This window comes from Aeromicrobium sp. JP4 (assembly GCF_054957925.1).
On the sequence record NZ_CM143290.1, the window covers coordinates 1,559,163 to 1,573,904 of the forward strand.

General features: G+C 68.0%; 12 protein-coding genes and 1 tRNA gene. 2 read left to right on the forward strand and 11 right to left on the reverse strand.

What is annotated here, in order from left to right; all coding sequences use genetic code 11:
* Window positions 1-69: 69 nt before the first annotated feature.
* The 11 genes from ACY1JX_RS07740 to ACY1JX_RS07790 form a co-directional block, all read right to left on the reverse strand.
* Entirely contained in the window at window positions 70-3,894 is a 3,825-nt protein-coding gene (locus ACY1JX_RS07740; RefSeq protein ID WP_181754416.1) for a DNA-directed RNA polymerase subunit beta', read from the reverse strand.
* A gap of 59 nt (window positions 3,895-3,953) precedes the next feature.
* Entirely contained in the window at window positions 3,954-7,496 is a 3,543-nt protein-coding gene (gene rpoB / locus ACY1JX_RS07745; protein WP_462565760.1) for a DNA-directed RNA polymerase subunit beta, read from the reverse strand.
* 365 nt (window positions 7,497-7,861) lie between these two features.
* Window positions 7,862-8,254: a 50S ribosomal protein L7/L12 gene (rplL, locus tag ACY1JX_RS07750; RefSeq protein WP_181754411.1), complete on the reverse strand. Its 393-nt coding sequence runs from the start codon at window positions 8,252-8,254 to the stop codon at window positions 7,862-7,864.
* Between the two features lie 56 nt (window positions 8,255-8,310).
* The gene (gene rplJ, locus ACY1JX_RS07755) at window positions 8,311-8,946 is read right to left on the reverse strand and encodes a 50S ribosomal protein L10 (protein WP_181754410.1); all 636 of its coding nucleotides are present in this window, start codon (window positions 8,944-8,946) and stop codon (window positions 8,311-8,313) included.
* 216 nt (window positions 8,947-9,162) lie between these two features.
* A complete protein-coding gene (locus ACY1JX_RS07760) occupies window positions 9,163-9,984 on the reverse strand; it encodes an SCO4651 family lipoprotein (protein WP_462565761.1) in 822 nt (273 codons plus the stop codon).
* Window positions 9,985-10,042: 58 nt separating this feature from the next.
* Window positions 10,043-10,399, reverse strand: a complete 357-nt coding sequence (locus ACY1JX_RS07765; RefSeq protein WP_462565762.1) for a YidH family protein — start codon at window positions 10,397-10,399, stop codon at window positions 10,043-10,045.
* Between the two features lie 93 nt (window positions 10,400-10,492).
* Entirely contained in the window at window positions 10,493-11,209 is a 717-nt protein-coding gene (gene rplA / locus ACY1JX_RS07770; protein WP_181754404.1) for a 50S ribosomal protein L1, read from the reverse strand.
* 109 nt (window positions 11,210-11,318) lie between these two features.
* Entirely contained in the window at window positions 11,319-11,750 is a 432-nt protein-coding gene (gene rplK, locus ACY1JX_RS07775; protein WP_181754402.1) for a 50S ribosomal protein L11, read from the reverse strand.
* Between the two features lie 83 nt (window positions 11,751-11,833).
* On the reverse strand, window positions 11,834-12,658 hold the full coding sequence (gene nusG / locus ACY1JX_RS07780; protein ID WP_462565763.1) for a transcription termination/antitermination protein NusG: 825 nt from the start codon (window positions 12,656-12,658) through the stop codon (window positions 11,834-11,836).
* A 19-nt stretch (window positions 12,659-12,677) separates the two neighbouring features.
* Window positions 12,678-12,899: a preprotein translocase subunit SecE gene (secE, locus tag ACY1JX_RS07785; protein ID WP_181754397.1), complete on the reverse strand. Its 222-nt coding sequence runs from the start codon at window positions 12,897-12,899 to the stop codon at window positions 12,678-12,680.
* A 42-nt stretch (window positions 12,900-12,941) separates the two neighbouring features.
* Window positions 12,942-13,014 (reverse strand) — tRNA-Trp (locus ACY1JX_RS07790).
* 137 nt (window positions 13,015-13,151) lie between these two features.
* Here ACY1JX_RS07790 and ACY1JX_RS07795 point away from each other — a divergent pair.
* Window positions 13,152-14,183 carry an adenosine deaminase gene (locus tag ACY1JX_RS07795; protein ID WP_181754395.1) on the forward strand — a complete coding sequence of 344 codons (1,032 nt, stop codon included), beginning with the start codon at window positions 13,152-13,154 and terminating at the stop codon, window positions 14,181-14,183.
* Window positions 14,180-14,737 carry a DUF4190 domain-containing protein gene (locus ACY1JX_RS07800; protein ID WP_462565764.1) on the forward strand — a complete coding sequence of 186 codons (558 nt, stop codon included), beginning with the start codon at window positions 14,180-14,182 and terminating at the stop codon, window positions 14,735-14,737. The genes ACY1JX_RS07795 and ACY1JX_RS07800 overlap by 4 nt, the downstream gene beginning before the upstream one ends.
* Window positions 14,738-14,742: the final 5 nt, after the last annotated feature.

Below are 14,742 nucleotides of genomic sequence, written 5' to 3' on the forward strand. Positions count from 1 at the left end.
ACCGCCCATCCCGGGCACGACGAAGGGGCCCTGCCGGATCGGCAGGGCCCCTTCGCGTGACTCAGTGACTCACTTGTCGAAGCTGAAGTCGTAGTCGTCCAACGCCACCGGCGCCGCGTCCGAGGCTCCGAACTGGTAGTCGAAGCTGTCGTAGCCGGTGACCGCGTAGGCGTTCTGACGCGCCTCCTCGGTCGGCTCGACCCGGATGTTGCGGTACCGCTCCAGGCCGGTGCCGGCCGGGATCAGCTTGCCGATGATGATGTTCTCCTTCAGACCGCGCAGCGAGTCCGACTTGCCCTGGATCGCGGCCTCGGTGAGGACGCGGGTCGTCTCCTGGAAGGAGGCGGCCGACAGCCAGGACTCGACGGCCAGCGAGGCCTTCGTGATGCCCATCAGCACCGGACGGCCGGAGGCGGGGGTGCCACCCTCGGCGACGACGCGACGGTTCTCCTCCTCGAAGATCGCGCGGTCCGCGAGATCGCCGGGGATCAGCTTCGCGTCACCCTGCTCGATGACCGTCACGCGACGGAGCATCTGGCGCACGATGATCTCGATGTGCTTGTCGTGGATCGCCACACCCTGGCTGCGGTAGACCTCCTGGACCTCGTCCACGAGGTGCTCCTGCGCCTTGCGGACACCCAGGATGCGCAGGACCTCCTGCGGATCGGGCGTACCGTGCGTGAGCTGGTCGCCGACCTCGACCGAGTCGCCGTCCTGCACCTGCAGGCGCGCGCGCTTCGTGACGGGGTACTCCATCGGCTCGGCACCGTCGTCGGGCGTGACCACGATCTTGCGACCCTTGTCGGAGTCGTCGATCGTGACGCGACCGGCGGCCTCGGTGATCGGCGCCTTGCCCTTGGGCTGACGAGCCTCGAAGAGCTCGACGACGCGCGGCAGACCGTGAGTGATGTCGTCACCGGCCACACCGCCGGTGTGGAAGGTACGCATCGTCAGCTGGGTGCCGGGCTCACCGATCGACTGGGCCGCGATGGTGCCGACGGCCTCGCCGATGTCGACGAGCTTGCCGGTGGCCAGCGAACGGCCGTAGCACTTGGCGCACGTGCCGGTCTTGGCGTCGCAGGTCAGGACCGTGCGCACCTTGATCGACTCGACGCCGGCGGCGATGAGCTGGTGGATCTCGACGTCGCCGAGGTCCTCGCCCGCACCGACCAGCACCTCGCCCGACTCCGGGTGGACGATGTCCACCGCGGCGTTGCGGGCGTAGGCCGAGGTCTCGACGTTCTCGGCGGCCACAAGGGTGCCGTCGTCGAGGCGCGTCGCGATCACCTTGGGCAGACCACGCTCGGTGCCGCAGTCCTCCTCGCGGATGATGACGTCCTGGCTGACGTCGACCAGACGACGGGTCAGGTAACCCGAGTCGGCCGTACGCAGCGCGGTGTCGGCCAGGCCCTTACGAGCGCCGTGGGTCGCGATGAAGTACTCGACGACCGACAGGCCCTCGCGGTAGTTCGCCTTGATCGGGCGCGGGATGATCTCGCCCTTCGGGTTGGCGACCAGGCCTCGCATGGCGGCGATCTGACGCAGCTGCATCATGTTGCCTCGAGCACCGGAGTTGACCATCATCCAGATCGGGTTGTCCCCGCTGGCCTTGAACATCTCCTCCATCGTGCCCGCGACCTCGGCCGTGGCCTGGGTCCAGATCTCGATGAGCTCCTGGCGACGCTCGTCCTCGGTGATGAGACCGCGGTCGAACTGCTGCTGCACCTTGGCGGCCTGACCCTCGTACTTCTCGAGGATCTTGCCCTTCTCCTGCGGGCTGACCACGTCGTCCATCGAGATGGTGACGCCCGAGCGGGTCGCCCAGTGGAAGCCGGCGTCCTTCAGGTTGTCCAGCGCGACGGCCACGTCGACCTTGCTGTAGCGCTCGGCGAGGTCGTTGACGATGACGCCGAGCTCCTTCTTGCCGACCTGGAAGTTCACGAACGGGTAGTCGTCCGGGAGCGTGTCGTTGAAGATCGCCCGGCCGAGCGTCGTGTCGCGGATCTCGCCGTTGATGCGGATCTTGACCTTGCTCTGCAGCGTGATCTCGCCCCGCTCGAACGCCATCGTCGCCTCGGAGGGCGAGCTGAACGCACGGCCCTCGCCCACGTGACCGTCACGGTCGAGCGTGAGGAAGTACAGACCGATGATCATGTCCTGGGTGGGCATGGTGACCGGTCGGCCGTCCGACGGCTTGAGGATGTTGTTCGTCGAGAGCATCAGGACGCGGGCCTCGGCCTGCGCCTCGGCCGACAGCGGCAGGTGCACGGCCATCTGGTCACCGTCGAAGTCGGCGTTGAAGGCCGAGCAGACGAGCGGGTGGATCTGGATGGCCTTGCCCTCGATGAGCTGCGGCTCGAACGCCTGGATGCCCAGACGGTGCAGGGTGGGCGCGCGGTTCAGCAGCACGGGGTGCTCGGTGATGACCTCTTCGAGCACGTCCCACACGACCGGGCGAGCACGCTCGACCATGCGCTTGGCGCTCTTGATGTTCTGCGCGTGGTTCAGGTCGACCAGACGCTTCATCACGAACGGCTTGAACAGCTCGAGCGCCATCTGCTTGGGCAGACCGCACTGGTGCAGCTTGAGCTGCGGGCCGACGACGATGACCGAACGGCCCGAGTAGTCGACGCGCTTGCCGAGCAGGTTCTGACGGAAGCGACCCTGCTTGCCCTTGAGCATGTCGGAGATCGACTTCAGCGGGCGGTTGCCCGGACCCGTGACGGGACGGCCACGACGGCCGTTGTCGAACAGCGAGTCCACGGCCTCCTGCAGCATCCGCTTCTCGTTGTTGACGATGATCTCGGGCGCGCCGAGATCGAGCAGTCGCTTGAGGCGGTTGTTGCGGTTGATGACGCGGCGGTACAGGTCGTTCAGGTCGGACGTCGCGAAACGGCCACCGTCGAGCTGGACCATCGGGCGCAGCTCCGGCGGGATCACCGGGACGGCGTCCAGGACCATGCCCGCCGGGTTGTTCTCGCTGCCCATGAAGGCCGAGACGACCTTGAGGCGCTTGAGGGCACGGGTCTTGCGCTGACCCTTGCCCGTGGCGATGATCTCGCGCAGCAGCTCGGCCTCGGCGTCGAGGTCGAAGTCCTGCAGGCGCTTCTGGATCGCCGCAGCGCCCATGTAGCCCTCGAAGTACTTGCCGAAGCGGTACTGCATCTCGCGGAACAGCAGCTCGTCACCCTCGAGGTCCTGGACCTTGAGGTTCTTGAACCGGTCCCAGACCTCCTGGATGCGCGCGATCTCACGGTCATGGCGATCGCGCAGCTGGCCCATCTCACGCTCGGCCGCATCGCGGACCTTGCGCAGCTCGGCCGCCTTGGCCTCCTCGGCCTCGAGCGCCGCGACGTCCTCCTCGAGCTTGATCGCCCGGGCGTTGATCGCGCCGTTCTTGCGGTTCTCGATCTGGTCGATCTCCTGGCGGATCTTGCCCTCGAGGCTGTCGAGGTCACGATGACGCGCATCGTCGTCGACCGAGGTGATCATGTAGGCCGCGAAGTAGATGACCTTCTCCAGGTCCTTCGGCGCCAGGTCCAGCAGGTAGCCCAGCCGGCTCGGCACGCCCTTGAAGTACCAGATGTGCGTGACCGGGGCGGCGAGCTCGATGTGGCCCATCCGCTCACGGCGCACCTTGGAGCGGGTCACCTCGACGCCGCAGCGCTCACAGATGATGCCCTTGAAGCGCACGCGCTTGTACTTGCCGCAGTAGCACTCCCAGTCCCGGGTGGGACCGAAGATCTTCTCGCAGAAGAGTCCGTCACGCTCGGGCTTGAGCGTGCGGTAGTTGATCGTCTCCGGCTTCTTGACCTCGCCGAACGACCAGTTGCGGATGTCGTCGGCGGTCGCGAGACCGATCTTGAGCTGATCGAAGAAGTTCACGTCGAGCACGGTGTCTTCTTTCCCTTTCAAAGATGGAGCAGAGTCGAAGTGGTCGGTATCGGTGGTGCTCAGAGCTCGTCGACGGACGACGGCTCGCGGCGGGACAGGTCGATACCGAGCTCTTCGGCAGCGCGGAAGAACTCCTCCTCGGAGTCCTTCATCTCGACGGCGGAGCCGTCGGCGGAGAGCACTTCGACGTTGAGACACAGGGACTGCATCTCCTTGACGAGAACCTTGAACGACTCGGGGATACCCGGTTCGGGGACGTTCTCGCCCTTCACGATGGCTTCGTACACCTTGACGCGACCGACGATGTCGTCGGACTTGATCGTCAGCAGCTCCTGCAGCGCGTACGCGGCGCCGTAGGCCTCGAGGGCCCAGACCTCCATCTCACCGAAGCGCTGGCCACCGAACTGGGCCTTACCGCCGAGCGGCTGCTGGGTGATCATCGAGTACGGGCCGGTCGAGCGCGCGTGGATCTTGTCGTCGACCAGGTGGTGAAGCTTCAGCATGTACATGTAGCCGACGCTGATGGGATCGGGGAACCGCTCGCCGGTGCGACCGTCGAACAGACGTGCCTTGCCGTCCGGGCCGACCATGCGGTCGCCGTCGCGGTTCGGACGCGTGTTGGAGAGCAAACCGGAGATCTCGTCCTCGCGCGCACCGTCGAACACCGGGGTGGCGATGTTCGTGTTCGCGGGGGCCGTGTCGGCACCGATCTTGCGCAGGCGCTCGGCCCACTCCTCCTTGTTCTCGGCCGGAACTTCCCAGCCGGCCTTGGCGATCCACCCGAGGTGGTTCTCCAGGACCTGACCGACGTTCATTCGACCGGGCACGCCCAGCGGGTTGAGCACGATGTCGACCGCGGTGCCGTCCTCGAGGAACGGCATGTCCTCGACGGGCAGGATCTTCGCGATGACGCCCTTGTTGCCGTGACGGCCGGCGAGCTTGTCACCGTGACTGATCTTGCGCTTCTGGGCCACGTAGACACGCACCAGCTGGTTCACGCCGGGGCTGAGCTCGTCACCCTCGGACGCGTCGAAGACGCGCACGCCGATGACGGTGCCGGACTCGCCGTGCGGGACCTTGAGCGAGGTGTCGCGCACCTCGCGCGCCTTCTCGCCGAAGATCGCGCGCAGCAGGCGCTCCTCGGGGGTCAGCTCGGTCTCGCCCTTGGGCGTGACCTTGCCGACGAGGATGTCACCGTTGCCGACCTCGGCGCCGATGCGGATGATGCCGCGCTCGTCGAGGTTGGCGAGGGTCTCCTCGCTGACGTTCGGGACGTCGCGCGTGATCTCCTCCGGGCCCAGCTTGGTGTCGCGGGCGTCGACCTCGTGCTCCTCGATGTGGATCGAGGTCAGCAGGTCGTCCTGGACGACACGCTGGGACAGGATGATCGCGTCCTCGTAGTTGTGACCCTGCCAGGGCATGAAGGCGACGAGCAGGTTGGTGCCCAGCGCCATCTCGCCCTCGTCGGTGCAGGGACCGTCGGCCAGCGGCGTGCCGACCTCGACCCGCTGCCCCTCACGGACCAGCGGGCGCTGGTTCGTGCAGGTGCCCTGGTTCGAGCGACGGAACTTCGCCAGGCGGTACGTGGTGTACGTGCCCTCGTCCTCCATGATCTCGACGGAGTCCGCCGAGACCTCCTTGACGACGCCGGGCTTCTTGGCGACGGTGACGTCACCGGCGTCGACGGCGGCACGGAACTCCATGCCGGTGCCGACGAGCGGGGCGTCGTTGCGGATCAGCGGGACGGCCTGACGCTGCATATTGGCGCCCATGAGCGCGCGGTTCGCATCGTCGTGCTCGAGGAACGGGATCAGGGCGGTCGCGACCGACACCATCTGGCGCGGCGAGACGTCCATGTAGTCGACCTCTTCGGCCGGGCGGAGCTCGGCCTCGCCGCCGCGCTGGCGCACCAGCACGGCGTCCTCGGCGAACGAGCCGTCCTCGTTGAGGATCGAGTTCGCCTGGGCGACGATGAAACGGTCCTCGTCGGTGGCGGTCAGGTAGTCGATCTGCGTGCTGACCTTGCCGTCGATGACGCGGCGGTACGGCGTCTCGACGAAGCCGAACGGGTTGATCCGTCCGAACGACGCGAGCGAGCCGATCAGGCCGATGTTCGGGCCTTCCGGGGTCTCGATCGGGCACATGCGGCCGTAGTGCGACGGGTGGACGTCGCGGACCTCGTAGCCGGCGCGCTCACGCGACAGACCACCCGGGCCGAGGGCCGACAGACGACGCTTGTGCGTCAGGCCCGCGAGCGGGTTGTTCTGGTCCATGAACTGCGACAGCTGGCTGGTGCCGAAGAACTCCTTCAGCGCGGCCGTGATCGGACGGATGTTGATCAGGGTCTGCGGCGTGATGGCCTCGACGTCCTGGGTCGTCATCCGCTCGCGCACGACACGCTCCATGCGGGCCAGGCCGGTGCGGAGCTGGTTCTGGATCAGCTCGCCGACCGTGCGCATGCGACGGTTGCCGAAGTGGTCGATGTCGTCGGCCTCGACCGGGACGGTGCCGGCCGGGGTCTCGAGCTCGGCGGCGCCGTCGTGCAGGGCCACGACGTAGCGGATCGTGGCCACGACGTCGTCGAGCGTCAGCGTCTGCTGGTCGAACGCCGCGTCGGTGCCGAGCTTCTTGTTGATCTTGTGGCGACCGACCTTGGCCGTGTCGTACCGCTTCGGGTTGAAGTAGTAGTTCTCGAGCAGGGTCTGCGCGGCCTCGACCGACGGCGGCTCGCCCGGACGCAGCTTGCGGTAGATGTCGATGAGCGAGCGACGCGTGACCTCGGCGTCGACCATCTCGGTGGTGACGGCGGCGTCGCGAGCCTTCTTCTCGAGCTCCTCGCGCACGATCTCGCTGCGGACCGAGTCCTTCTCCATCGTGATGCGGATGGACTCGTACTGGCCGAACTGCTCGAGGATCGCGTCCTCGGTGAAGCCCAGCGCCTTGAGCAGCATCGTGACGGACTGCTTGCGCTTGCGGTCGAGACGGACGCCGACGATGTCGCGCTTGTCGATCTCGAACTCCAGCCACGCACCGCGCGACGGGATGACGCGCGCCGTGAAGATGTCCTTGTCGGACGTCTTGTCGGGGGTGCGCTCGAAGTACACGCCCGGCGAGCGGACGAGCTGGGAGACGACGACACGCTCGGTGCCGTTGATGATGAAGGTGCCCTTGTCGGTCATGAGCGGGAACTCGCCCATGAAGACGGTCTGGCTCTTGATCTCGCCGGTCTCGTTGTTCATGAACTCGGCGGTGACGAACAGCGGGGCGGCGTAGGTGACGTCGCGGTCCTTGCAGTCCTCGACCGAGTACTTCGCCGGCTCGAACCGGTGGTCGCGGAAGGACAGGCTCATCGTCTCGGAGAAGTCCTCGATGGGGCTGATCTCCTCGAAGATCTCCTCCAGACCGGACTTGGCCGAGACGTCGTTGCGTCCGGCGGCCAGATCGGCCTCGACGCGCTCGCGCCAGGCGTCGCTGCCGATCAGCCAGTCGAAGCTGTCGGTCTGCAGGGAGAGAAGTTCAGGAACCTCGAGCGGTTCTGCGATCTTCGCGAACGAGATGCGCGAGGTGGTGTTCGTGGGTGCGGCGGTACGCGAGGCGGCCAAGAGAAGTCCTTCCGAAGGAACTCGCATGCGATGAACGTGGCGGTTCTGTACTCTTCAGTTGTGTTGCGCGGCTCACGCCGCCCAACCCGCACGACTGGTGCCGTGCGCGCGCATGCTTCGGGGACCCCGTCAAGTCCTGCACACAGCGGGCAGGACCGTTCAAGGGCATGACAAAGTAGGCGCGAACCTTCATGCTATCGCGACGACACACCGAAATCAACCCCGGGCCTTGACATCGTCGCGATGATCGGGAACGATCTTTCGTTTCCCCTTTCCTCCCGGTGAATTCGAACTCCCCCGGAAACGGCGAGAGCGCCCGTCCCCCGAGGGGAACGAGCGCTCTCGCGCGAGCAGTCAGCCGTGGATCACTTGAGGGTGATCGTGGCGCCGGCGGCCTCGAGGGCCTCCTTGGCCTTCTCGGCAGCGTCCTTGTTGACGCCCTCCAGGACGGCCTTGGGGGCGCTCTCGACGAGATCCTTGGCCTCCTTGAGGCCCAGGCTCGTGAGGCCACGGACCTCCTTGATGACCTGGATCTTCTTGTCGCCGGCGGCCTCGAGGACGACGTCGAACTCGTCCTTCTCCTCGGCAGCGGCGGCATCGCCGCCACCAGCGGCGGGGGCGCCCGCAGCGGCCACGGCGACCGGGGCAGCAGCGGTGACCTCGAAGGTGTCCTCGAACTGCTTCACGAACTCAGAGAGCTCGATCAGCGTCATCTCCTTGAAGGCGTCCAACAGTTCGTCGGTGCTCAGCTTCGCCATTTTGGCGTCCTTTCTGCAATGAGACCCCGAGGGGGTCCCGATGGGAATCGGGCGGTTCAGCCCTCGGTGACGTCGGTCTCGACGTTCTCGGTGGCCGACTCGGCCGCGGGGGCCTCGTCGGCAGGTGCCTGCTCGGCGGTCTCGGCGGCGGGAGCACCCGCAGCCAGGACCGACGGATCGGCTTCGGCCTTCGCCTGCAGCGCCGCGAAGGTGCGGGCTGCCTGCGACAGCGGAGCGTTGAACAGCCCCGCGGCCTTGGCCAGGTTGGCCTTCAAGCCACCCGCGAGCTTGGCGAGGAGGACCTCGCGCGACTCGAGGTCGGCCAGCTTCGTGATCTCCTCGGCGTCGAGCTGCTTCCCATCGAGGAAGCCGCCCTTGACGACGAGAGAGGGGTTAGCCTTCGCGAAGTCGCGCAGACCCTTTGCCGCTTCGACCGCGTCGCCCGTGATGAAGGCGATCGCGGTGGGGCCGGTGAGCAGCGACTCGTCGAGCTCGATTCCGGCGTCCTTGGCGGCGATCTTGGTCAGCGTGTTCTTGGCGACGGCATAGCTCGCGGCATCGCCAAGCGCGCGCCGCAGATCCTGCAGCTGCTTGACGTTGAGGCCGCGGTACTCGGTGAGCACCGCGCCGTTGGACTCGCGGAAGCTCTCCGCGAGATCGGCGACGGCTGCTGCCTTGTCCGGGCGTGCCATGGGTCTCCTTCACTGTCATGCGAAGAACGCCTGCACGAGAAAAGCGCCCCGTGCGTGGGCACAGGACGCTCATGTGAACGCAGGGACGGACCCTGATCTGCACCTGCGCGGGTCGCCCTGACGGGCACTTCGGGTGACTCGTGGGAGACACCACCGGCGGTCTTCGGTTCTGCCAGTCTAGGTGGCGGCCCGCCGTTCCTCCAAATCGGGCCCGGATCAGCTCTTCCGGGAGCCCTCCATGAGGCGCCCCAGGTCGCCCAGCCGGCTGCTGTCGGTGACCTGGTCGGCCGGCGGGGCCTTCACCTCGACGGGCTCGCCCCACTTGGACCAGTCCATCGTCTTCGTGGAGCCCGCGATGTCCATCGTCAGTCGGCGCAGCAGGTCGTCCGAGCCGACGTAGAGGGTGTACTCGAGCTGCTTCGGGGCCTTGGCGCCGAGGCCGGGGCCGCCTGCCTCGTGGTCCTGGAGCGCCTTGGAGGCGTCGAGCACGAGCCGCAGCTTCATGGTCTCGACGCCGTCGATCTCGCCGCCGGGCCCTTGGTCGTCGAACTCGACGAGCGCGTCGCTGAACACCTTCAGATGCTTCGTGGGATCGACCTGCCCGGCCATGGATCCGAAGTGCTGGCCGACGGGGTCCTTCGGATCGTTCAGGTCCACCCGGATGAACTTGCCACCGCTGAGCTCGCCCAGCTTGAGGTAGACGATGCCGTCGACGACCCGCAGGTCCATCAGCATCGACCCGGCGCCCATCGTGACCCGCGCCTCCGTGCCCTCGAGGTCCTCGGCCAGACGGACGTCGCCGCGCATGTCGACCCCGTCGTCCATCTCGACGTGGGCACTGCCGGCGGCGAGCTGGGCCGCCGTGAGCCGCTCGACGAAGTTCTCCTGCGTGAGCGGATCGGCAGCGGCCGCGGCCGCTGCTGCCTTCGCCGGGCTCGACGTGCCGTCGGCGGCGGTGAGATCGGCACCACCGGCGCCGCACGCGGAAGTGAGCGCCAGGATCGTGGCGGCGAGCGAGACCTTGAGCGACTTCCTCATGCCTGCGACAGTACTCGCCGTTTCCTCACCGAGAGGGCGTTCGCCGTGCTCAGCTCGCTCAGACGACGACCACGAACGCCAGGACGATGGCCATGAGAACGAGCGCGAGCGCGACCACCGGCGCGGACGTGAAGGCCGGCAGGGGCTCGCGCCGGCGCATGGCGCGCTCGACCTTGGCCCAGCGCAGCCACGACATCACCGCGCACCCGGCCGCGAAGATGAGCAGGAGCACGAGCACGACGGTGCGGGGGCCGTCGGGCCCGGGCAGCTCGAGGCTGTACAGCGCGACGGCGCCGGCCATGACCGCGATCGACGTCCGGACCCAGGCCAGGAAGGTGCGCTCGTTGGCCAGGCTGAAGCGCGGGTCGGGCTCGTCGCCGGCCTCGTAGACCCAGCGGGGGCGTCGATCGGTCATCGCCCCATCATGCCCGGCCCGCGGGCCCGGGCCCGGGAAAGACGCGACGCCGCCCTCCGTGCGGAGGGCGGCGTCGTCGGCTGAACTGCTGGCTCAGGCCTCGTCGTCGGACGCGAAGTTGCGCGCGCGCGTCGGGTCGACCGGGATGCCGGGGCCGTTCGTGGTGGAGATGGTGGCCCGCTTGATGTAGCGGCCCTTCGAGCTGGCCGGCTTGAGACGCAGGATCTCCTCGATCGCCGTGCCGTAGTTCTCGGCGAGCTGCTCGGCGGTGAACGACGCCTTGCCCACCACGAAGTGCACGTTGGCGTGACGATCGACGCGGAACTCGATCTTGCCGCCCTTGATGTCGCCGACGGCCTTGGCGACGTCGGTGGTGACGGTGCCGGTCTTCGGGTTCGGCATCAGGTTGCGCGGACCGAGGACGCGGCCCAGGCGGCCGACCTTGCCCATCATGTCGGGCGTGGCGACGACGGCGTCGAAGTCGAGCCAGCCGCCGTTGATCTTGTCGACGAGCTCGTCGGCACCGACGAAGTCGGCGCCGGCCTCACGAGCGGCATCGGCGTTGGCGCCGGTGGCGAAGACCAGGACCCGGGCGGTCTTGCCGGTCCCGTGCGGCAGGTTGACGGTGCCGCGCACCATCTGGTCGGCCTTACGGGGATCGACGCCGAGACGCACGACGGCGTCGACGGTCGAGTCGTACTTCTTGGAGCCGGACTCCTTGGCCAGGGTGGTGGCCTGCAGGGGCGTGTACAGGGCGTCGCGGTCGATCTTCTCGGCGACGGCGCGGTACGCCTTGCTGTGCTGTGTCATGACTGGTTTCCTTCATTTCCAAGACATTGCTGTCTGTTGCTACCAGGTGTGGTGCGGGCCCAGCTGGCCCTCCCACGGGGATCGGCGGTCGGAGGACCGCCGAGGGTGATCACTTCTCGACGGTGACGCCCATGGAGCGGGCGGTTCCCTCGACGATCTTCATCGCGCCATCGATGTCGTTGGCGTTGATGTCGGGCATCTTGGTCTGGGCGATCTCGCGCACCTGATCCTTGGTCAGCTTGCCGACCTTGTCGGTGTTCGGCACGGACGAGCCCTTGGAGAGGCCGGCGGCCTTCTTGATCAGCTCGGCGGCCGGGGGCGTCTTGGTGACGAACGTGAACGAGCGATCTTCGTAGATCGTGATCTCGACGGGGATGACGTTGCCGGCCATGGACTCGGTCTGGGCGTTGTACGCCTTGCAGAAGTCCATGATGTTGACGCCGTGCGGGCCGAGCGCGGTGCCGACGGGCGGCGCCGGGTTGGCCTTGCCGGCCTGCAGCTGCACCTTGACGACAGCCGCGACCTTCTTCTTGGGAGGCATTTCGGGTCCTTCTAACTGGTTGTTCGTTCTGAGTCCGTCACCGCTCGTTCAGTGCGGTGACCTGACCTTTGATCGCGGGGCGATCAAACCTTCTGGATGTAGTCGAACGGGAGCTCGACCGAGGTCTCGCGCCCGAAGATCTCGACGAGGCCCTTGACCTTCTGGCCGTCGATGTTGATCTCGGTGATCGTGGCGTGCAGCGTGGCGAACGGGCCGTCGATGACGAGCACCGAGTCGCCCGCGGCGAAGTCGCTGAACTCGACCTTGGCGGCGGCAGCCTGCTGGGTCTTCTCGGCGCTCTCGGTGGCCTCGGCGGCGACCTCGGCCTCGACCGCGGGGGCCAGCATCTTCTCGACCTCGCTGAGGCTGAGCGGCACCGGCTGGTGGGCGTTGCCGACGAAGCCGGTGACCGACGGGGTGTGGCGCACGACGCCCCAGGAGTCGTCGGTGAGGTCCATGCGCACGAGCACGTAGCCCGGGAGCACGGTGCGGCGCACGAGCTTGCGCTGGCCGTTCTTGATCTCGGCGACCTCTTCGGTGGGGACGACGATCTCGTGGATGAAGTCCTCGGCGTTGAGGGCGACCTTGCGGTTCTCGAGGTTCTGCTGGACGCGCTTCTCCATGCCGGCGTACGTGTGGATCACGTACCAGTCGCCGGGCTGGCTCCAGAGGCGGTCGCGGAACTCCTGCAGCGGGTCGGCGGCGGCCTCGTCCTCGGCCGCGGGGGCCTCGGCGGTGTCGTCGGCGCCCTCGGTCTCGTCGGCCGCGGTGTCGTCGGAGTCGGTGGCGTCGGTGTCGACGTCAGCGACCTCGTCCACGCCGTCGGCGGCGGGGGTCTCGTCGACCGACGCCTCCTCGGTGGACGTCTGGTCCACGGGCGCGTCGTTCTCGTCGAATTCGGAGGTCACAGAGGTTTCAGTCCTTGGTCTAGGCGAAGATGGCGAAGGCGGCCTTGCCGAACCCGTAGTCCAGCGCGGCGACGAACGCCATCATGATCAGCACGAAGACGAGCACGACGAAGAAGTAGTTGACGACCTGCGGACGGGTCGGCCACACCACCTTGCGCAGCTCGGCGACCACCTGGCGGTAGAACGTCAGCGGGGACGTGCGCTTGGTGCGCGTCCCTGCCAGTTCGTGATTCTCGCTCACGGTGCTCCTTCGTCGAACGGTGCCGGCTCGGGGCCGACCTTGCAGGGCACGAGGGACTTGAACCCCCAACCTTCGGTTTTGGAGACCGATGCGCTACCAGTTGCGCCAGTGCCCTCCGCCCGATTCCGGGCATGACGAAACAGGGTAGTTCCGCCGGTTTCGTCAAGTGTACGCACCTCGCCCACGAAAGCGAAACCGGGCGTCCCCGGCGCTGCCCGAACCCCCGTCCGGGCCGCGTGGCACGATGGCCGCGTGCGGCCGCTGACGACTCTCCCCAAGGCACATCTGCACCTGCACTTCACCGGCTCGATGCGCCACGGCACGCTGATCGAGCTGGCCGAGCGCGACGGCGTGCACCTGCCCTCGGCCCTCGTGGAGGAGTGGCCGCCGCAGCTCTCCGCGGCCGACGAGAAGGGCTGGTTCCGCTTCCAGCGGCTCTACGACGTGGCCCGCTCCGTGCTGCGCACCGAGGGCGACGTGCGCCGGCTCGTCCGCGAGGCCGCCGAGGACGATCGCGCCGACGGCTGCGTCTGGACCGAGATCCAGGTCGACCCCTCAGGGTACGCCGCGAAGTTCGGCGGGATCACCGCGTTCACCGACCTGGTCATCGACGCGGTCCGCGACGCCTCCGCCTCGACGGGCCTCGGGATGAGCGTGATCATCGCGGCGAACCGGACGCGCCACCCCCTCGACGCCCGCACCCTCGCCCGGCTCGCCGGCCAGTACGCGGGGCGCGGCGTCCACGGCTTCGGGCTGTCGAACGACGAGCGGCGCGGCGACACCTCGGCCTTCGGCCCTGCGTTCCGCATCGCCGACCGGGCGGGACTGGTGCTGGTGCCCCACGGCGGTGAGCTCCGCGGCCCCGAGCACGTACGCCAGTGCCTCACCCACCTGGCTCCGCACCGGCTCGGCCACGGCGTGCGCGCCGCGGAGGACCCGCGCCTGCTCGAGTCGATCGCGAACGCCGGCATCGGGCTCGAGGTCTGTCCGGCCTCCAACGTGTCGCTCGGCGTCTACGCCACGATCGACGAGGTGCCGGTGCGCGAGCTGATGGCGGCCGGGGTCGACGTGGCCCTCGGGGCCGACGACCCGCTGCTGTTCGGCACCCGGCTGGCCGGCCAGTACGCCCTGCTGCGCGCGGCCCAGAACTTCAGCGACGAGGAGCTCGCGGAGCTGGCGCGTCGCTCGCTGCGCGCCTCACAGGCGCCCGAGGACCTGAGGACGTCGGCACTCGCGGGTGTCGAGGCCTGGCTGGCCGACGAACGTGGAACGATGACCCCATGAGCGAGAACCAGCCGCCGTCGTACCCGGGCGACCCCTCCGGCCAGCAGCCGAACGACCCGACGGGTCCCGAGCAGTCCTCCCAGCCTCCGCAGCAGCAGCCGTACCCCGGGCAGCAGCAGCCGTACCCGGGCCAGCAGCCGTACCCGGGCCAGCAGCAGCCGTACCCCGGCCAGCAGCCCTACGGCGCGCAGCCTCCCGGCCCCGGCCAGCCCTACGCCGGCCAGCCGCAATGGGGCGGTCCCCCGCCGAAGCACCCGAAGGCCACCCTGGTGCTGATCCTGGGCATCCTCGGCCTCATCGTCTGCAGCGTCCTCGCGCCCTTCGCGTGGGTCATGGGCAACCGCGCCGTCGCAGAGATCGACGCCAACCCGGGCGTCTACGACGGTCGCGGCGAGGCGCAGGCCGGACGCATCCTGGGCATCATCGGCACCGTGCTGCTGATCCTGGGCATCGTCGCGTTCGCGTTCTTCATCGTCCTGATCATCGCCGGCGTCGCGTCCTCGGACACCAGCTCGGACTACTCCGAGCTCTCGCTCATCTCGCTGTTCGCCTGAGCGCC

Excerpts from the sequence above, each read along its gene's own strand:
- rplL (WP_181754411.1), bottom strand. The coding sequence starts at position 8,254 with ATGGCGAAGCTGAGCACCGACGAACTGTTGGACGCCTTCAAGGAGATG.
- rplJ (WP_181754410.1), bottom strand. The coding sequence starts at position 8,946 with ATGGCACGCCCGGACAAGGCAGCAGCCGTCGCCGATCTCGCGGAGAGC.
- ACY1JX_RS07760 (WP_462565761.1), bottom strand. The coding sequence starts at position 9,984 with ATGAGGAAGTCGCTCAAGGTCTCGCTCGCCGCCACGATCCTGGCGCTC.
- ACY1JX_RS07765 (WP_462565762.1), bottom strand. The coding sequence starts at position 10,399 with ATGACCGATCGACGCCCCCGCTGGGTCTACGAGGCCGGCGACGAGCCC.
- rplA (WP_181754404.1), bottom strand. The coding sequence starts at position 11,209 with ATGACACAGCACAGCAAGGCGTACCGCGCCGTCGCCGAGAAGATCGAC.
- rplK (WP_181754402.1), bottom strand. The coding sequence starts at position 11,750 with ATGCCTCCCAAGAAGAAGGTCGCGGCTGTCGTCAAGGTGCAGCTGCAG.
- ACY1JX_RS07800 (WP_462565764.1), top strand. The coding sequence starts at position 14,180 with ATGAGCGAGAACCAGCCGCCGTCGTACCCGGGCGACCCCTCCGGCCAG.